This is a genomic window from Bradyrhizobium sp. GW821-FHT13H06 (assembly GCF_058803975.1).
Genome location: NZ_JBXAPN010000004.1, coordinates 82,637 through 100,032, shown reverse-complemented (window position 1 = coordinate 100,032; position 17,396 = coordinate 82,637). Strand labels below are relative to the sequence as shown.

Below are 17,396 nucleotides of genomic sequence, written 5' to 3'. Positions count from 1 at the left end.
ATCTCGCTCGATCTGTGAGAGGCGCCATCAAACCTTGACGGCATATTTCGCGACGCCCTTCTCGTTCCAGCTGATGCCGACGCCGGGCCGGTCGGAGGCATGAACGCGGCCTCCACGCGGCTGAAGCGGCTCCTCGAGAATCGGGTTCGCCCAATCGACCCACTCCAGCCAATGCGCGGTCGGCGTCACACGGAGCAAGTGAGCGGAAATCTCGGGGTACAGATGATTGGAGAGCTGGACGCCCGTCGCTGCTGCGACGCTCGTCGCGCGCAGCCAGCCGGTGACGCCGCCGATACGCATTAGATCGGCCATGGCGTAATGGATCGCACCGGCGCTCAGATTGGCGAAGAAATCGCGAGGACCGTAGAAGTTCTCGCCCATTTGCAACGGCGTGCGTACTTTGGCAGCGAGCTGTGCATATCCGCGGGTGTTGTCATACGCGATCGGCTCCTCGAACCAGTAGAGGCCTGCCTCATCAAGCTCGTGACAGCGTCGAATGGCGTCGCCGAGGCCGAGGGCCTGATTGAAGTCGACCATCAAATCGATGTCGCTGCCGACGCCCTCGCGGACTGCGTTGATCGCGGCGACGTCGTCTTTCAGGTGCTCGTTACCGAGCCGCAGCTTCATAGCGGTGAAGCCACCTTCTTGTTGAAGCTCGCGCGCCTCGCCGGCCAGCGTGCTTACTTCGTGCCGCCATAGGCCGTTGCTGTCGTAGCTGCGAACGGGACCGGGAGTGCCGCCGAGAAATCTGACCAACGGCTGGTTGGCGGCCTTCGCCAGCGCGTCCCAGATCGCCATGTCCACCGCAGATACCGCGATCATCGACATGCCGGCCGAACCGACAACGTTCAGAGCCTTGGCAGCTGACTCGAATGCATCAAACGGCGCCACAGGCGTGCCTTTCAGCATGTCGTGCAGATCGCCCAGGGCGGCAACAACGACCGGGATGGCCGCCGCGCGGTACGGCGCCACATAACTGTGCCCAACGATGCCGGACGTGGTCTCGAGATCGACGAGCACCAGCGGCCACAACTCGAACCGGCCGATGCCGGCAATCACCGGACGCCGCAATGGCACGAGTACAGCGCGCGTCCGGATATTCTTGATCAATGGCGCAGATTTCATCACGCAAGCTCCTGCATGGTATCTTTTGGAGAGCCTGTTCCGCCCGAAGGGTGCGTCCAAGCTCTTCGCCTGCAATGTCGCAGAGCGTGGCGTCGAATGCTCGCTAAGCAGCGCAAAGAGGCGCTAAGCGCTGTCAGTCTGGCGTGATCTTCGTGTCGGCAGGGGAGCGGCTTGGTGGGTGCGTTCCGGTGCCGGAGCCGCGCGATGCTCAGCCGAATGGCCGGTGTCGATGCGCGCCTTTACAATGATTTGCACCGATCAGCACGACCGTGGGCCTCCCACTTGTCATAATGAGAGGGCGCAAGCCTGGTGGCGCGGGATCTGATGGTGCGGGCATGTCTGGTTGGAGTCTTCCCTCCCGAGTCGACAAATGTCTTCGTGCCGCTCAGGTCAACGACGTTGGTCGACTGGTCTCGGCGATGGAGAACGATTCCGTTCTTGTGGATGCGGGACGAGAACTTCGAGGCGACGAGAGAGCCGCCTGGCTGCGCGCCTTTTTAGGGCGAGAGGCTGTCCAGCTTCACCCCATCAGCTGTTGGCGGGAAAAAGGAATCGTTGTCTTGACCGTGCTGGTCAGACGCGGCGCACTCGGAGAAAGCACGCCTTTCGACTGGATATTTCATCTGGATGATGAACGGATCGAACGGATTTTGATCGAACGCCATCAGCTTTCGGAACTTCCGCGCCCAGTAGATGCATTCGTGCGTGCGACGAATTCCAGAGACCTGGAGGTTCTGCTGGACACATTCGTCGATGACGCGTTGGTCAATGACCAGCTCTGCGATCACTGGGGAAAGGAGGCAATTCGCGAATGGGTAATTCGCGACATTGTCGGCGAACAGCTTGCCATCCAGGTCGTCAGTAACGTTGACCACTACGGACATTGCATTCTGACGGCGCATGTCCAAGGAAATTTTGACAGGCGCGGTCTTCCGGAGCCTCTTGTTCTCGTATTTTACTTCTCAATGCATCGCGACAAGATCGTCCAGTTGATCATCTTGCGCAATCTGTCGGGAACCTAGCGACCGACCATCACGGGGGTGCCGGAAATTGACCACTACAGCGAAAATGAATCGTCGTTTGGCTCCGACAGCGGCGGCCTTGCACCGTCCGCTCGCGAAAGCGTGAGTTTCTGTCCAGCACGAAGTTCGCTGGGCGAGTAGCCGAAGACTTGCTTGAAAGCATGACTGCACGAGGTACGCGAGGCATAGCCATTTCGATAGGCGACGGTTGCAAAGGGCAAGCTCGTTTGCAGCAGTTCCCTCCGTACCCTGTGCATCCGCCAGCGCGTGACGTAGTCGAGAGGTGAGAGTCCCACACGGCGGCGAAATCGCTCGGCGAAGGAGGAGCGCGACATTCCCGCCGCCTTTGCCAGCGACGCCACTGTCCAATCAGCCGCGGGATCGGCGTGAAATCTCCGTATGGCGCGACCGAGCTGCCGGTCGGTAAGTGCCGCAAGCCAGTTGGTTGCGTCGGGATTGTTGGCGAGATGAGCGCGGATCGTTTGAACGAGGAGCACATCCGCCAGACGGCTCGTGATCAGGCGCCTGCCTGGAGCATCAGCCTCGCTTTCAGACCTCAGGAGTTCGATGATCAGACCGGTCGGCCTCGCTGCCGCAACTTCGGCAGCGAGGCGAATAAGCGGCGGCAACGCCACCCTGAGCCAGGCGGCGCCCTGCTTGTCGAGAGTGAGACGCCCGACGACGACAACGTCATTCATCGATCCGGTGCGCATGACGGCGCCCGAACCGCCACTATGGTCCGCGCGGTGAATCTCTCGACCGCCTTCGATGTTGAAGGCGCGGCCAGCGCGTGCGCCGGTCAGCAAAAAACAGTCGCCTGCTGTCAGGCGAACCGGCAACGTTTCTCCGTCCAGCCATATGCTGTGGCAGCCCGCAATTACGAAGCCGAAGGTGAAGCGTTCGTCCGCATCGAAGCGTGTTTCAAAGGGGACGTCGCTGTCAAGACGCACAACCTCGGTGCGAACGACCGTGAACGCGCTTAGGATATCCGCAAGCGGGTCGGTCGGGATCGAATCGATGCGCAAATCATCAAAGGGGTGTCTGGTCATTGTTATGAAAAGTTGTCGCAGCCGCGCCAAAATGTGGGACTTGCGGGAGCAAGACAAACGCATAGTTATGATTGCATCTATTTGATAATCAAATGGGCAGTCTATGCGCTATCCAGACCTGGAAATTGAACTTCTCCGTGCCTTCGTCGCTGTGGCCGAATCCGGCGGTTTCACAGCAGCCTCTGGTGTCGTTGGCCGATCGCAATCCGCGGTAAGTCAGAAGGTCAGCAGGCTGGAGGAACTTGTCGGGTGCAAGCTCTTCGAACGGACGAGCCGCTCGCTGAGCCTGACACGGGACGGAGAGCGGCTGCTGGTGACGGCGCGGCAGATGCTCGAACTGAACGATCTCACCGTCCGAAGCATGCGCGAGCCGGCCACGGTCGGCTCACTTCGCCTTGGTATCTCCGAGGATTTTATTCCACGCCAGTTGGCGGCGTTGCTTGCACGGTTTCGGCGTCTCTATCCTGAAGTGCAGCTTGAACTCATGACGGGGCTGAGCTGCGATCTCCTGGATGTGTACGATGCAGGGGGGCTCGACGTGGTCATCGCGAAGAAGGATGGTACAGCCCAGCGCGGTCGCGTGATCTGGAGAGAGCCGCTCGTTTGGCTCGCTGCGGCGGACTATCAACCAGACTTTAGCAAGCCAGCGGAGTTGGTCCTTTTGAAGCCGCCCTGCACTTATCGAGAGTTGATGGCACGCACCTTGGACTCGGTTCGACAGCCCTGGGTAGCATCCTGCACTGCACGCAGTTTGATGGGGGTGCAGGCGGCCGCCGCCGGCGGCCTTGGCATTACAATACTTGGGCGGTCATTCGTTCGGGATGGTTTGCAGGTTGTGCCGACGCCGGACTCGTGGCCGGCATTGCCAATGACTGAAATCGTGCTGCTTGGGGAGGAGACAGCGGAGGCCGATCTGGTGCGACCGCTGATTTCCTTCCTTACCGAGACTCTCGCCGGGATGGGTACGTTAGCGCTTGTGGCTTAGGTTTACTTCGCCTGAACGTCCAGCCTGTAGCGGTACAGGCGGATCGGCCATTCGATCCGGGAGGTCCCGTTGTTGAAGAGCGACACACGGTCGATCTGCGGCACGGGCAGCCAGATGAAGCCATCTGCGAGAGCAGGTGCGTCACCCCAGTGCAGGCGTGAATCCCGGATGATGGTTGTGATCGTGCCGTCAGGCGAGCGCTTCTTCAGCGCATCACTCGCCAAGTCGGTGAAATAGAGCGTACCGTCCGATGCCATTGTCGTTCCCCCGACTGGCGGAAGATCCGCCCAGGCTTCCACCTTGCCAGCAAGTTCGGGTCCGGGAACATCGGGATCGTCGAGCAGTCGTGTCTCGATCCGAGACCAGGGCCCATGCAGACTACCAAAATAGAGATAGCGTCCGTCGGGGCTGACCTCTAGCGGATCGCTGTTGACCCGCAGCGGGGAACCATCCGGCGCGCGCACGATCTTGCCGTCAACTACAATCGGTCGGTTGGTCGGCGCCGTGACAGAGGGGGCACCGTCGAGCGCCCGGCGTGTTTCTCCGCCGCGCAAGTCGAGCACGATCAGCCCGGCGTGTCCGGCGTCCGTGAGGTAGGCATGGTCGCCATGGAAGCGGATGTCGTCGATATAGCTGCCGGGAAGAGCGGCTTGAGGTCCGAAGGGATAAATCCGCTCGACGTGACTGGTGGCGAGATCGATGCGCACCGCCTTGGCGGCACCGGGCAATGGATCGCCGCCGAAGCTTGGCGAGCCTGTGTCGATGATCCATAGACCACCGCGGTCGTCGCGCCGGATCGCATTCACGTTAACAAAGGCGTTGCTCACGTCGGCGCCGGGCTGCCACGCGTTCCATGACGCGTCGGGATAGGGGATCAAAGCGTCCTTGCCATCAATCAGTGCGACGGCCGGTCCGCTGGCGCCGGCCCAGCGCGGGCCGGCGACAAAGATGCGATCGCCATCAACCGCGACCGCATTCCAGATCATGCGCCTAGTCTCGGCGGCAACAGTGAGTCCGTCTGCTTGTTGCATGTCATCGGAAGCCTGCGCCTGCAATCCTGTCACGAGTGAAGCTCCCGTTAATGCCGCGGTGGTGGATGCCTGAAGCATTTGCCTGCGGTTCATAGGTCCCATGGCGCATCCTTGGGGCTGTTGGTGGTATTAACCACGACTTACAGCGGTTCGTGGCCGAGGGGCTGTGGCGCTGCACGTCGGGAGCTTCAAGCGTGGCGTCTGGTCGACGAAGCTCGACACTAGATCGCTCGATAGGACTCAAGGCAGTTAAGGGACGCAATTGAGCGCAAATCGATGCTAAAGCGTATGTCCGGTAATCCGTTCGCGAGTGCACTACATTCAATGACGACCGGCCAGCCGGCAATCTGGGAGCAGATGTCAGTGTGAGCGGCTAGTCCTCGTTGGGGGTGTCGAAATCCGGTCCGTTGCAAACCGACACTGCCTTTTGGGTAGTGGTTCCACCATAATGGCGCCAATGCGCAGCGAATGACCCGGCGTGGAGGCATCTCATTTTCTCGGATGGATTAGGGAGAACGCGATACCAGTATCGCTAGTCATAGGCAGTATGGTGATCGCCGGTGGCTATACTATTTTCGCGGAAGTAGTATAACCGGGCCACTGCGAAGAGGATGATAGTTGAAATCGCAAGACTATCTCTTTTCTGTTGCACCCATGATGGATTGGAGCGAGAGTTTAGGTTTTTCAATTGGTTAGAAGGCGGTGTGTGCACGACGTGTGCACCGGGAGATCAAGAAAAATCCAGTACCAGCCAGCATCTGCAGTCCTTGTCGGGTGTCGCGTGACGTCTGCGTGAGAGCGGGCGATGCGCACAAAAAGAGAAGCCACGACATCTCATCTTGCTGATCTCTCGTCTAATATGTCGCCCGTCCTCCGGACAGGTCGAACACGGCCCCGGTTGAGAACGAGCACTCGTCGGAGGCGAGCCAGGCGACCATGGCGGCCACTTCTTCGGGGCGACCGGCGCGGCCGAGTGGGATCTTGGCCAGCACGTTGCGGTAAGTCTCCTCCGACATCTGCTTGACGAGGTCGGTGGCTATCACCGCCGGCGCGATAGCGTTGACGCGGATGTTGGTGCTCGCGAGCTCCTTGCCGAGGGATTTCGTCAGCGCGATCACGGCGGCCTTGGCTGCGGAGTAGCCGGTCATGCCGGCATTGCCTTCCTTGCCGGCGATCGATGCCAGGTTGACGATGTGTCCGGCGTTCTGCCGGCGCATCGGCGCGATGGCCGCCTTGCAGCACAGAAAGGTGCTGGTGAGATTGACGTCGAGCACGCGTTTCCAATCGGCGAGGCTGTAGTGCTCGATGTTGACCGTGGGGCCTGTGATGCCCGCGGCATTGACCAGTACCTCGATCCTGCCGAAACGATCGAGCAGGCGCGCCATTGCGCCACCGACCGCGGCCTCGTCGGTGAGGTCGATGCGTTCGTCGGCCCGGTCAGCCAGATCCCAGACGACCACGGTTGCGCCGGCGGCAGCCAGCCGCGCGCGAACCGCCTGACCGATGCCGCCGCAGCCGCCCGCGATGACGGCGACACGTGATAAGAAATCGAGGCTGGTCATGCTGTGGCTTGTCCTTCCGCGGTCTCGGCCACGATCCGGCGGGCCGCAGCAAGCGCACGCCGGCTCCATTCTTCCGCACCGAGCTTGGGCAGCCATTCGTCATTCGGGATTTCAATGCTCAGCGGCAGATCGCCGGGCAATGCACGCACCATTCCGCGCAGGTCGATGCCGCCGTCTCCCGGCAGCAGCCGGGCGCATCGCGCGGTGTAGATGAGCTGCTCATTGGTTGCGGGAATGCCGGCCGGTGCGTCGCAGAGCTGGGCGTAGCTGAGGAGCTGCCGCGGCATGCTTGCGATGTCGTCAAGCGTGGTCGCCGAGCGGCCGGCGTGCAGCGAGTCGACCAGGATGCGGCCGTTCGGCTCACCGGCATTGGTCACGATGCGGAGCGCCGCCTTTGCGTTCTTCACCGCGGTCCACGGCATGAATTCAAGGTCGGCGGTCAAGCCATAAGGCGCCGCGGCGCGGCAGAAGGTGGCGAACGACTCCGTCAGGCGCGCTTCGTCCGGATCATCACCCGCGACCAGGATGGCGCGAGCCTTCAGCCTGCCGGCGGTCTCGAGGAACGAAGCGAAGTGGTCGGCCTTGAAGTCCGCATTTAGCCGCGCGATCTCGACGTCGAAGATGGGCACGCCGGTGTCGTCGATCCGGCGAATGGTCTCGCGCAGCATCGCGGCGTCGGTCGGAAGCGGCGAGAAGTCGCCGCCGGGCGCCGCGGGTGCGATGCGAACACCGATCGCCTGGTAGCCGAGCTTGTTGGCCAGCACGACGGCCTCGGGCGGCGCCAGCGGTGTCGAGGTGAGATAGGCGAGCGAATAGATGTGTGTCATGGCGATCGCCTTAAGCCAGCGGCGAAATCGCGGTCGGCAGCGCGATAACCGAGCGCATGTCGCCGGTCAGCCAATCGGGCCCGCCCTTCGGCGGCCAGACACCCTTGGCGACGGACTCGGCGCGCACCGCGGCGCGGGCATCGAGGCTCGCGAACGGCCAGATATGGGTGAAGCGCGGCGGTCCGTCGAGCGAGTACATGGCGATCGAGAGCGGCGACAGCTTGACGCGCTCGGGTATCGCGGCTTCCCACGCCGCGATCGTCGGAGCTACACCGCCATGCTTGAGCCGATAGGTGCGGATTTCATACACGCTGCCATACTTGCCCGGCACGACCGGCGGCAAAAACGGGAAGGGCGCATAGGTGTCGAAGTTCATCTGCGTGATGGCTTCGCCGGCGCCAAAGGGATTGGATGTGCGCAGCGCCCCCTCGCGCTCGCTGCGCCAGGCTTCGTGATCGGCAAAGGAGCGCAGCACCAGGAGCTGATTGAGGTCACTGAACTCGCTGGCCCAGCAGCCGAGCAGCGTGCCCTTGGCTTCCGATGCCCCGACATATTCGCCAATACCGGCTACAGCCTTTGCCGCGGTTCCGAGCTTCACTGTCAGCGTTGCTATTTCGTAGAGCATGTTGTTTCTCCTTGCGGTCATGCGGCTGCCGACCTGTTGTTCTTGAGCGGAATTCCACTGGCGTGATGAGCGGCGACGTACCCGAACGTCATGGCCGGACCGAGCGTGATGCCGCCGGAGGGGTAACGGCCGGCCATGATGCTCGCCATGTCGTTGCCGACGGCATAGAGGCCGTCGATCGGGCTGTGTTCGGCATCGAGCACCCGGGCGTGCTCGTCCGTGTCGAGGCCGGCGAAGGTGCCGAGGCTGCCGGCAACGATCTTCACGGCGTAGAACGGGCCGGCTTCGATCGGCGCGACGCATGGGTTTGGTTGATGCGTCATCTCGCCCTGCACGCGATTATAGGGCGTGTCGCCGCGGCCGAAGTCAGGATCCTCGCCACGTGCGGCAAAGCCGTTGTAGCGCTCGATCGTCGCGCGCAAGCCGGGAGCCGAGATGCCGCAGGCACTGGCAAGCGCCTCGATGCTCGCGCCTCGCTTCAGATAGCCGTTGCGAAGCCAGGGCGTGATCGCGAACGGGATCGGGCGAACGCGGCCGAGCCCATAGCGCCTGAGGAATCTTGCGTCGCAGATCGCCCAGGCCTCGGCCGGCTGGCCCGCAGGCGTGGCGGCAAACAGCGCCTTCATCACGTCGTGATAGGAATCGGCCTCGTTGGCAAAGCGAGTTCCGTCGTCTCGCACCATGATCAGGCCCGGCTTGGCACGCTCGATCAGATGCGGGAAGCGGCCGACCGAACCGTCGCGATGCGGCACCAGTGACACCGGCGCCCAGGCGCCATTGTCGGACAGGTCGGTTCGCGTTCGTCCGCCGGCGGTCTCGCCGAGATTGATGCCATCGCCGGTGTTGCTCTCCGGTGCGGCCGACCAGTGTTCGCGGCCGGTCGGCGCATGCGGAAACATGGCCGCCTTGCGCGCGGTGTCGTGCGGGAAGCCGCCGCAGGCGAGGACGACGCCACGCCGGGCGCGGATGTCGAGCGGTGTACCGTCATGGATGATACGTGCGCCGGCGATGCGGGATCCTTCCGACAGCAGTGTCTGTGCCGGAGCCGACGTCATGATACTGACGCCGAGATCGTCGGCGGATTTCACCAGCCGCGCGATCAGCGCATTGCCGTTGACCAGATGCATGCCGCGGCCGAAGCGCAGGACGTCGAGCAGGTGACGGGCAAGGCGGCGCGCGACGTGGAGGAACGAGGTCAGCGACGAATGCGCGTTGAGGAAGTGCCGCAGATCCGCGCCTGAGGCGATCCCCATGCCAAAGGGCGAAGTCTCAGCGAGCGGCGGTTTGAGATCGCGGATGCGCGGGCCGAGCGCGCGGCCGTTGAACGGCGCGGCACAGACGGAGCGCCCGCCGGTGGCGGCGCCCGGTGTCTTGCCGTGAAAGTCCGGGATGGCGTTGCCGTCGATGAAGGCGAGCTGCGTCTCGCTACTGAAGAAATCGACCATGCGCGGACCCTGATCGAGAAACATCTCGATCCGGCTCTGGTCATATCCCTCGGCCAGCTCGTTGCTCAGATAGCGCTTCGGCTGGTCATGCGGTTCGACGATGCCAGCGGCCAGCGCGAGCGGGTTGCGCGGAATCCACATCCAGCCGCCGGACCAGGCGGTGGTGCCGCCGAGCTGCGCCTCTTTCTCGACCACCACGACGTCGAGGCCGAGCACGGCGGCGGTGACCGCCGTGGACAGGCCTCCGGCGCCCGAGCCGATGACGAGCAGGTCGCAGTCGAGGCGTTGACTGTTGTCCATGAAAGTCTGTCTCTCGGCCCGCTTAAGCGGCGTTGCGCGCTTGTGCACCGCCGAGGGCATGGCGCACGGCGCGGTAGGCGAAGGTGATGGCCGGGCCAATGGTGATACCCGGTCCAGGATAGGTCCCGCCCATGATGGAGTTTGCCTCGTTGCCGCACGCATAGAGCCCCGTGATCGGCCGGCCGTCAGCTCGCATCACTTGCGCCCATTCGTCGATGACAAGCCCGGTCGCAGCGCCGATATCGCCGGGATAAAGCCGCACGGCGTAGTAGGGCGCGGCCGCGATCGGGCCGAGCGTCGGATTGGGACCGACCGAGGCATCGCCGTTGACCCGGTGATAGGGCGTGGTGCCGCGGCCGAATTCGTCATCCTTGCCGCTTGCGGCATAGCGGTTCATCGCGGCGATGGTGACTTCGAGGTTGGCCGCGGGCACGCCGATCTTGCCGGCGAGTTCCGCAACCGTCGCTCCCTCGGTCAGGTAACCGTCGGCGAGATAGGGAGCGAGGTTGCCCGTCCCCATGCGCACCATGCCGAGGCCGTATTTCTTCAGGCCGACCGCATCGGTGATGATGAAGCAGGGGATGCAAGGCACGGTCTTGTTGTGCTCGAACATCGCGCGCCCGAACAGGTGATAGGAGACGGATTCGTTGACGAAGCGTCGTCCGGTCTGGTCGACACAGACGGTGCCGGGCTTGCTTCGGTCCATGACGAAATGCGGAAAGCTCGCGGTGCTGCCGTCGGGGCGGCGCCGGATCGAGACCGGAGCCCAGAACGCGCTGTCGAGATTGCCTTCGCCGAGGCGCGCGCCAAGTCGCAACGCGATGTCCTGCATGGCGCCGGTGTGCCCCGGTGCCGCTGGGCTGTGGCTCTCGCCCTGCGGCAGCAATTCGCCGCGTCGCTGCGGATGTCTGTTGAACCCGCCGGCGGCCAGCACGACGCCGTGTGTCGCCGTGACCTGTCGCGTTGTGGTACCCGAGCTGAGCTTCACGCCAGTGACGGCGCTGTTCTCGGTGACGATGTCCTGCACTTCGGTCCGGAGCAAAATGTCGACGCCACGGGCGTTCAGCGATGCGAGGAAACGGCCGATCAGCGCGTTTCCCATCACCAGCCGCGATCCGCGCCGACCCTTCAGCCTGTCACCAGCATAGTGCGCGAGAATCTTCGCCGCGTGGGCAAAGGAGCGCGCCGACTTCTTGATAGCGAGAAGGTGGCCGATATCAGTGCGATCGACCATCATGCCGCCGAAAATGGTGAACTCCGGAATCGGCGGGCGAATCTTATCGAGATCGGCGCCGAGGCCGCGGCCGTCATACGGGACCGGTTCCAATGCGCGGCCGCGCATGGTTGCGCCCTCGAACTGCTGCTCGTAATCGGGATGGGTCGCATAGGGACGGAACTTGACCTCGCTGTTGGCCTCGAGCGTTGCGACCGCCGCAGGTGCACTGTCCAGGAACGCCTCGCGCATCGCCGCGGGCGAATGGTTGCCGACCACGCCGTCGAGGAACTTGCGCACCTTCTCCCGGCTGTCGTCGGGATTGACGGTTTTGGAGTGATGCGAGTTCGGCATCCAGGTGGTCGCGGCCGAGATCGCGCTGGTGCCGCCGACATATTCGGTACGCTCCACCATGAGGACCTTGCGTCCTTCGATCGCCGCGAACAGCGCGGCGGCCATGCCGGCGGCGCCGGAGCCGATCACGATGAGGTCGTAGCGCGCATTTTGTGAGATTGCGTCAATGGTTTTGAACATGGCGCTTACCTCGATCCGTCGCGCACAAGCAGGAAGTCGATCATCGAGCTTTGCAGCGCATTGTACATGTCGGTGCCGGTCGAGGTCGGACACCCCAGACCTCGCGCCGCCGCGACAAGCGGGGAGACCGCGGGGCTGGTGATGACGCAGCCGACGAACGTGCCGGGCTTGAGCTTCGAGACGTCGACCGGAAGCGGATCGCCGGCTTTCATGCCAAGCGGAGTTGCGTTGGCGACGAGATCAAAAGCGGACGGATCGGCAGAGCCGGCATGGATCTCAGCCCGGCGCAGGGTCGTCAGCTTCGCAATCAGCTGGTCGCGGCGGGTGACGTCGTTGTCGTGAATGGCGAGCGAGCGAACGCCGGCTTCGACCAGCGCCATGGCGATGGCCGAACCGGCGCCGCCGGCGCCGACCAGCAGCGCGCGCTTGCCGGAGGGATCGCCGCCATTGGCGCGCACAGCGCCGACAAAGCCGAGCCCGTCGACGATGTCGCCGTGCCAGCCGCCTTCGGGCCGCCGGCGCATGATGTTGACGGAGCCGAGCAGGCGGGATCGTTCGGTAGAGCTGGCGCAGAACTCGAAGCAGGCAAATTTGTGCGGCACCGTCACGATGATGCCGTCGAGATTGCGGATCTCCGTTGCTGCCGTCAGGAGGCCCTTCAGATGGGCCCCGTCGACCTGAACGGGGACGAGAATTCCGTCATAGCCGCGATCGACGAAAGCCTTGGTGACGCCGCCGGGCGACTTCACCTGTGCGATGGGGTCACCGACAATGATGTTGAGGCGGGTTGCCCCGGTCAGGTTCAGGCTGATCATCTTTTTTTTCTCTTGTTGTTAAGCCGCTCCGCGGGCCTGAGCTGCTTCGGTCTGTACGACGCCGAGCAGCCGGGCCTGCAATTCGTGATCGCGTTCGAGGATCGTCGCGTCGCCGCTGAAGGCGATCTGGCCGTTCACCAGGACATAGACGCGATCGACGATGGGAAGGACGAGCTCGGCATGATGCTCGACAATGACCATGGCGACCTTGCCGCGCAGCTTGATGAGGGCGTCCATGACCTCCTTGACCACGGCTGGTGCAAGGCCCTCGAAGGGCTCGTCGAGCAGGATCAGCTTGCTCGGAACCATCAGCGCACGCGCGATCGCGACCATCTGGCGTTCGCCGCCCGACAGGCTTTCGGCCTTGGCGGAACGACGCTCGCGCAGACGTGGGAACAGCTCGAACACCGCCTCCAGTCCGAGGCCGCCCGCGCGCGCCGCGAGCTGCAGGTTTTCGGTGACGGTGAGGTTGGGGAACAGCCTGCGTCCCTCCGGCACCAGCGAAATGCCGAGCCGGTTGATCTCATAGGGTTTGAGGCGTGCAAGCGGCCTGCCTTCGAAGACGATGTCGCCGTTGCTGATGGTCAGCGTCCCGCAGAGGCTGCGGAGCAGAGTCGTCTTGCCGACGCCATTGCGGCCGAGCAGGGCGACGGCCTCGCCGACGTGCACGGTGAGGTCGACCGCTTCGAGCACCGTGCTACCGCCGTAGCCCGCGGAAACGCTGGTGGCTTCGAGCAGGACCGCGGCGCGGGCATGGGCGATGCGCTCGATCGCCGGAGGCGCGGCCTGCGCGCCGTCCTTGGCGGCTCCGAGATAGGCCGCGATCACGTCGGGATTGGCGGCAACTTCCGAGGGCTTGCCGTCGGCGATCATGCGTCCCTGGTGCAGCACCGAGATGCGGTCGGAGATCGCGAGCACGCGGTCGATGTCATGCTCGATCAGCAACACGCCGTGGGTCTGCGCGAGTTTCTTGATCAGGTCGGCGACGATGACACGGTCGGCTTCCGCGAGCCCTGCCAGCGGCTCGTCGAGCAGCAGCAGCTTGGAATCGATCGCAAGCGTGATCCCGATCTCGAGCAGCCGCTTGGCGCCGTGCGGAAGATTGACGCATTGCTCGGCCGCGACGTCGGCGAGACCGACGGCGTCTAGGATGGACCATGTCCGGGCGTTGGTCGCATCCAGGGCATAGGCATCGGTGAGTAACTGGCTCGATCCCTTGCGCTGGGCCTGCACCGCGACGCGGACATTCTCGAAGACGGTCAGGTTCGGGAAGATCGACAGGATCTGGAACGAGCGGCCGATACCGAGGCGGGCCCGCGCATGCATCGGCAGTTGCGTCACCTCGGTGCCGTCGAACACGATCCGCCCGCCGCTGGGCTTCAGCGCGCCGGATAGCATGTTGAAGAACGTGGTCTTGCCGGCGCCGTTCGGTCCGATGATGCTGTGAAGCACACCAGAACGGACCTCTAGGTCGATGCTCTTGGCCGTGACGAGGCTGCCGAAATTCTTGCTCAGCCCGAGCGTCTGGAGCAACAGCTTGCCACGCTCGAACCCGGCCGCGCTGCTCGCAAACGGGACGATCGCGGCAGGACGCGGCGGGATATCTGGGCGCACGAGCGTCCAGCGCTGGCGGCCGAACAGCCGCTGCCAGAGACCCTGGATGCCCTCGGGTGAGGTCAGGGCGAACAGCATCAGTATCGGTGCGAACACCAGCCACCAGTTCTCGGTGATGGCGGACAGGCGGTCTTCCAACAGAATGAAGGCAACGGCGCCCCATAGCGGCCCAAGGACGTGATGAACGCCGCCGAGCACGGTCATCAGCAGGGAATCGCCGGCATGCTGCCAGCTCAGATTGTTGGCGTAGACGCCCTCCAGCATCAGGGTCAGCAATGCGCCGCCGAAGCCGACGAAGGTCCCGGTCAGGATCAATGCGCCGTGACGGAAGCGGTGGACGTCGTAACCGAGACTGCTCGCGCGCTGTTCATTGTCCCGGATCGCCTGCAAGACGCGGCCGAAGGGGGAATGCGCGATCCGCCACAGCAGCCAGATGCAGCCTACCGTGACCGCCACCACGAAGACGTGGAACGACCATGCGCTGGTGAAGGTGGTGCGCTGAACGCTTTGCAGTCCGTTCTCGCCGCCGGTCACGGCCGTCCATTTGAACGCGATCTCGAACGCAATCTGGGAGAAGGCGAGGGTGAGCAGCGAGAAATACAGGCCTTTGCGGCGCAGGATGATCGCCCCAATCGCGAGCGCGAGCAGGGCCGAGAATATCGTTGCGAACAGCAGCGACACGAGGTCGTTGCCGTAGCGCCCGAGGATGAAGAAGGCCGCCGCATAGCTCGCACAGCCGAAGAACACCGACGCGCCGAACGGCACGAGGCCGGTGTAGCCCACGAGCAGGTTCACGCCGGCGCCATAGAGCGTGTAGATCGCGATCTGCGTGATCAGCGAGATCGGCGAGCCGAGCAGCGACCAGAGCGCGGTCAGTGCGGCAAGGACGAGGGCGGCGACGAACGCCGGATGACGTAGCGCAGACAGATGTGTCACTCGAACCTCTCCCAGCGTTCACCGAACAGCCCGCGCGGGCGGATCAAGAGGATGGCAGCCATCAGAATGTACATGGCGGCTCCCGACCATTCCGGCTGGAACTGAATGGTCATGGCCGTGGTGATGCCGACGAGAAGGCCGGCGACAATGGCGCCGAGGAAGGAGCCGAGACCGCCGATGGTCACGATGACAAAGGCCGGCATGATGGCGCCGGCGGCCATCGACGGCGTGATGGTCCAGAGCGGTGCCGCCAGCAATCCGCCGAGGCCGGCGAGCAGGCAGCCGATGCTGAACACCCCGGTGAATACGATCGGCAGGTTGATGCCGAGCAGCCCGACCATTTCAGGGTCACGCGATCCGGCGCGGATGATCCGGCCATAGGGTGTATAGGCGAGAAACGCCCAGAACAGCACGAGCACGAGGACCGTCGTCGCGAGCACGAACATCCGGTATTTCGTGATCAGGATCGGGCCATATTCGACGAAGCCTGCGAGGAACTTTGGCGCGGCGAACGGAACCGGCGCGCCACCGAACACCAGCCGCAGCGCGGCCTCGGCCAGCAGCGCGAGCGCGAAGGTCAGGATCAATCCGAGCAGCGGCTCCTTGCCATAGAGATGCCGGATCAGGACCATCTCGACGACCACGCCGATCAGGCCGGTCAGGATGGGAGCGGCGAGCGCGGCCCACCAGCCGAATTCCTTGTTCAGGGCATAGGCAAGATAGGCTCCGATCGCGAAGAAGGCGCCATGGGCAAAATTGACGATGCCGAGCATCCCGAAGATGATCGACAGGCCGATCGCGATCAGCACGTAGAGAAAGCCCAGCACCAGGCCATTGACGGCCTGCGACAGGATCATATCGAGCATGGCGTCATCCGTTGTTGGTTTGCCCCGCACGATGCCGCGGCCGTCGGCCGCGACACAGCGCGAGGCTTTGAAACGACGTCAGAGCGTGTCCATCTTGCAGGCGCTGTCGGCCTTTGTACCGAAGGCCTTGGCGATATCGTCCGGCGTCTTCGGCAGTTCGGCCTTGACGTCGAAATAGTCCCACTTGTCGGTGATCTTCGGATGAATGCCAGCAACCAGGAGGCGGCTGATCATCTGGTGATCAAAATCCCGGTAAGCGAGGTCGATGTCGCCGCGGTGGTACTTCCAGTTCTCGAGTGCCTGGACGATGGCGCCCGGCTCGGTCGATTTCGCCATCTCGATGGAATCGAGCAGGCTCTTCATGCCGAGCCAGCCCATCCAGGCTTTGTCGGCGGCCGGCCTGTTGTGCTTCTTCTCGTAGGCTGCGGCCATCGCCTGTTCTTCGGGCGTATTGCTGGGGTTTTTGTACCACCAGCTAAGGGTGAACAGGCCGTCAGCAGCTTCGGGTCCCACGCCCCACAAGTCGGTATTGCCGACCGCGATCTCAGCAAAAGGGATCTTGCCCTTCATGCCGAGTTCGTTCCACTGCTTGAGGAACGTCGTGAGGTCGCTGGCAGCAATGCCGCCGATCACGACGTCGGGCTTCGCAGCGCGGATCTTCAGGATGAACGACGAATAATCCGGTGTACCGACCGGGACTTCGTCGGCGCCGACCACAGTGCCGCCATTGGCGGTGATGTAGTCGGTGAAGGAGCGCTTGATGTCCTGGCCGAAGGCGTAGGACGCGGTCAGCAGGTACCACTTCTTGCCGATCGACGCGCAATAGGGCGCGAGGACGCGGGCATGTACGTCAACGGGCGGCTGCAGGCGGAACGTATACTTGTTGCACGACTTGCCCGTGAGATCGCCGGTGGCGGCATTCGCGGCGACGTAGGGAATCTTGGCTTTCTTGGCGACCGACGAGATCGCTAGCGCGAACGAGGACAGCGCACCGCCGACCATGCCGACGACCTTCTGCTCGCCGACCAGGCGTTCCGCGCTCTGCTGGGCGCCTTGCGGATTGGGTTCGTCCAGCCAGACGATCTCCGCGGGCCGCCCCAGCAGCGTGTTGTTGCGCTGTTCCAGCGCGAGCATGCCGCCCTGGGCGAGATATTCCGCCTGATCGACGATCGAGCCGGTCTTGGCCCAGATCATCCCGATCTTGATCGGTTCGGCGGCCTCGGCATTGCCGATATAGGGCATGCCGAGGCGTGATGCGGCGAGCGATGTGGCGCCCAGCAGCAACCCGCGCCGGCCGATCCGTAACCCTGTCGTTGCGATCGTCTTCTTCTGTTCGGTCATTTTCGATCCTCCCCTTTCCCAAAAACCAGTCATTGCCGGTTGGCCGTACATGCGGCTCTTGCCGGAGGCCCTAACACGACTGGAATTGAATTCCAATATCCAAAAT

At 63.4% G+C, this 17,396-nt stretch carries 14 protein-coding genes; 2 read left to right on the top strand and 12 right to left on the bottom strand.

Annotated features, from left to right (window positions below; translation table 11 throughout):
* Nucleotides 1-27 precede the first annotated feature (27 nt).
* A complete protein-coding gene (locus AC1RQP_RS17975; protein ID WP_239622999.1) occupies nt 28-1,125 on the bottom strand; it encodes an enolase C-terminal domain-like protein in 1,098 nt (365 codons plus the stop codon).
* Nucleotides 1,126-1,544: 419 nt separating this feature from the next.
* Here AC1RQP_RS17975 and AC1RQP_RS17970 point away from each other — a divergent pair, with 419 nt between their 5' ends.
* A complete protein-coding gene (locus AC1RQP_RS17970; RefSeq protein ID WP_239623000.1) occupies nt 1,545-2,147 on the top strand; it encodes a hypothetical protein in 603 nt (200 codons plus the stop codon).
* A 35-nt stretch (nt 2,148-2,182) separates the two neighbouring features.
* On the opposite strand, the gene AC1RQP_RS17965 is transcribed toward AC1RQP_RS17970, so the two are convergent.
* Nucleotides 2,183-3,196, bottom strand: coding sequence for an AraC family transcriptional regulator (locus tag AC1RQP_RS17965; protein ID WP_239623001.1), 1,014 nt, complete (start codon nt 3,194-3,196; stop codon nt 2,183-2,185).
* A 103-nt stretch (nt 3,197-3,299) separates the two neighbouring features.
* On the opposite strand from AC1RQP_RS17965, the gene AC1RQP_RS17960 reads away from it, so the two are divergent.
* Nucleotides 3,300-4,181 carry a LysR substrate-binding domain-containing protein gene (locus tag AC1RQP_RS17960; protein WP_239623002.1) on the top strand — a complete coding sequence of 294 codons (882 nt, stop codon included), beginning with the start codon at nt 3,300-3,302 and terminating at the stop codon, nt 4,179-4,181.
* A gap of 2 nt (nt 4,182-4,183) precedes the next feature.
* Here AC1RQP_RS17960 and AC1RQP_RS17955 read toward each other — a convergent pair whose 3' ends face one another.
* The 10 genes from AC1RQP_RS17955 to AC1RQP_RS17910 form a co-directional block, all read right to left on the bottom strand.
* Nucleotides 4,184-5,245 (bottom strand): L-dopachrome tautomerase-related protein, encoded by a 1,062-nt coding sequence (locus tag AC1RQP_RS17955; protein ID WP_492937932.1) that lies wholly within the window; start codon nt 5,243-5,245, stop codon nt 4,184-4,186.
* 821 nt (nt 5,246-6,066) lie between these two features.
* Nucleotides 6,067-6,774 (bottom strand): SDR family oxidoreductase, encoded by a 708-nt coding sequence (locus AC1RQP_RS17950; RefSeq protein ID WP_239622965.1) that lies wholly within the window; start codon nt 6,772-6,774, stop codon nt 6,067-6,069.
* Nucleotides 6,771-7,601, bottom strand: coding sequence for a sugar phosphate isomerase/epimerase family protein (locus AC1RQP_RS17945; protein WP_061879164.1), 831 nt, complete (start codon nt 7,599-7,601; stop codon nt 6,771-6,773). The genes AC1RQP_RS17950 and AC1RQP_RS17945 overlap by 4 nt, the downstream gene beginning before the upstream one ends.
* Before the next feature lie 10 nt (nt 7,602-7,611).
* A complete protein-coding gene (locus tag AC1RQP_RS17940) occupies nt 7,612-8,226 on the bottom strand; it encodes an NIPSNAP family protein (protein WP_061879176.1) in 615 nt (204 codons plus the stop codon).
* Between the two features lie 17 nt (nt 8,227-8,243).
* Nucleotides 8,244-9,971, bottom strand: a complete 1,728-nt coding sequence (locus tag AC1RQP_RS17935; protein WP_239622966.1) for an FAD-dependent oxidoreductase — start codon at nt 9,969-9,971, stop codon at nt 8,244-8,246.
* A gap of 22 nt (nt 9,972-9,993) precedes the next feature.
* Entirely contained in the window at nt 9,994-11,718 is a 1,725-nt protein-coding gene (locus AC1RQP_RS17930) for an FAD-dependent oxidoreductase (protein ID WP_239622967.1), read from the bottom strand.
* Between the two features lie 5 nt (nt 11,719-11,723).
* Nucleotides 11,724-12,533, bottom strand: coding sequence for a shikimate dehydrogenase family protein (locus tag AC1RQP_RS17925; protein WP_239622968.1), 810 nt, complete (start codon nt 12,531-12,533; stop codon nt 11,724-11,726).
* A gap of 18 nt (nt 12,534-12,551) precedes the next feature.
* Nucleotides 12,552-15,083, bottom strand: a complete 2,532-nt coding sequence (locus tag AC1RQP_RS17920; RefSeq protein ID WP_239622969.1) for a branched-chain amino acid ABC transporter ATP-binding protein/permease — start codon at nt 15,081-15,083, stop codon at nt 12,552-12,554.
* A complete protein-coding gene (locus AC1RQP_RS17915) occupies nt 15,080-15,949 on the bottom strand; it encodes a branched-chain amino acid ABC transporter permease (RefSeq protein WP_061879160.1) in 870 nt (289 codons plus the stop codon). Before AC1RQP_RS17915 ends, AC1RQP_RS17920 begins: the two co-directional genes overlap by 4 nt.
* Nucleotides 15,950-16,027: 78 nt before the next feature.
* The gene (locus AC1RQP_RS17910) at nt 16,028-17,290 is read right to left on the bottom strand and encodes an ABC transporter substrate-binding protein (RefSeq protein WP_239622970.1); all 1,263 of its coding nucleotides are present in this window, start codon (nt 17,288-17,290) and stop codon (nt 16,028-16,030) included.
* Nucleotides 17,291-17,396: the final 106 nt, after the last annotated feature.

Excerpts from the sequence above, each read along its gene's own strand:
- AC1RQP_RS17970 (WP_239623000.1), top strand. The coding sequence starts at position 1,545 with ATGGAGAACGATTCCGTTCTTGTGGATGCGGGACGAGAACTTCGAGGC.
- AC1RQP_RS17925 (WP_239622968.1), bottom strand. The coding sequence starts at position 12,533 with ATGATCAGCCTGAACCTGACCGGGGCAACCCGCCTCAACATCATTGTC.
- AC1RQP_RS17940 (WP_061879176.1), bottom strand. The coding sequence starts at position 8,226 with ATGCTCTACGAAATAGCAACGCTGACAGTGAAGCTCGGAACCGCGGCA.
- AC1RQP_RS17975 (WP_239622999.1), bottom strand. The coding sequence starts at position 1,125 with ATGAAATCTGCGCCATTGATCAAGAATATCCGGACGCGCGCTGTACTC.
- AC1RQP_RS17960 (WP_239623002.1), top strand. The coding sequence starts at position 3,300 with ATGCGCTATCCAGACCTGGAAATTGAACTTCTCCGTGCCTTCGTCGCT.
- AC1RQP_RS17950 (WP_239622965.1), bottom strand. The coding sequence starts at position 6,774 with ATGACCAGCCTCGATTTCTTATCACGTGTCGCCGTCATCGCGGGCGGC.
- AC1RQP_RS17915 (WP_061879160.1), bottom strand. The coding sequence starts at position 15,949 with ATGCTCGATATGATCCTGTCGCAGGCCGTCAATGGCCTGGTGCTGGGC.
- AC1RQP_RS17965 (WP_239623001.1), bottom strand. The coding sequence starts at position 3,196 with ATGACCAGACACCCCTTTGATGATTTGCGCATCGATTCGATCCCGACC.
- AC1RQP_RS17945 (WP_061879164.1), bottom strand. The coding sequence starts at position 7,601 with ATGACACACATCTATTCGCTCGCCTATCTCACCTCGACACCGCTGGCG.
- AC1RQP_RS17935 (WP_239622966.1), bottom strand. The coding sequence starts at position 9,971 with ATGGACAACAGTCAACGCCTCGACTGCGACCTGCTCGTCATCGGCTCG.
- AC1RQP_RS17910 (WP_239622970.1), bottom strand. The coding sequence starts at position 17,290 with ATGACCGAACAGAAGAAGACGATCGCAACGACAGGGTTACGGATCGGC.
- AC1RQP_RS17930 (WP_239622967.1), bottom strand. The coding sequence starts at position 11,718 with ATGTTCAAAACCATTGACGCAATCTCACAAAATGCGCGCTACGACCTC.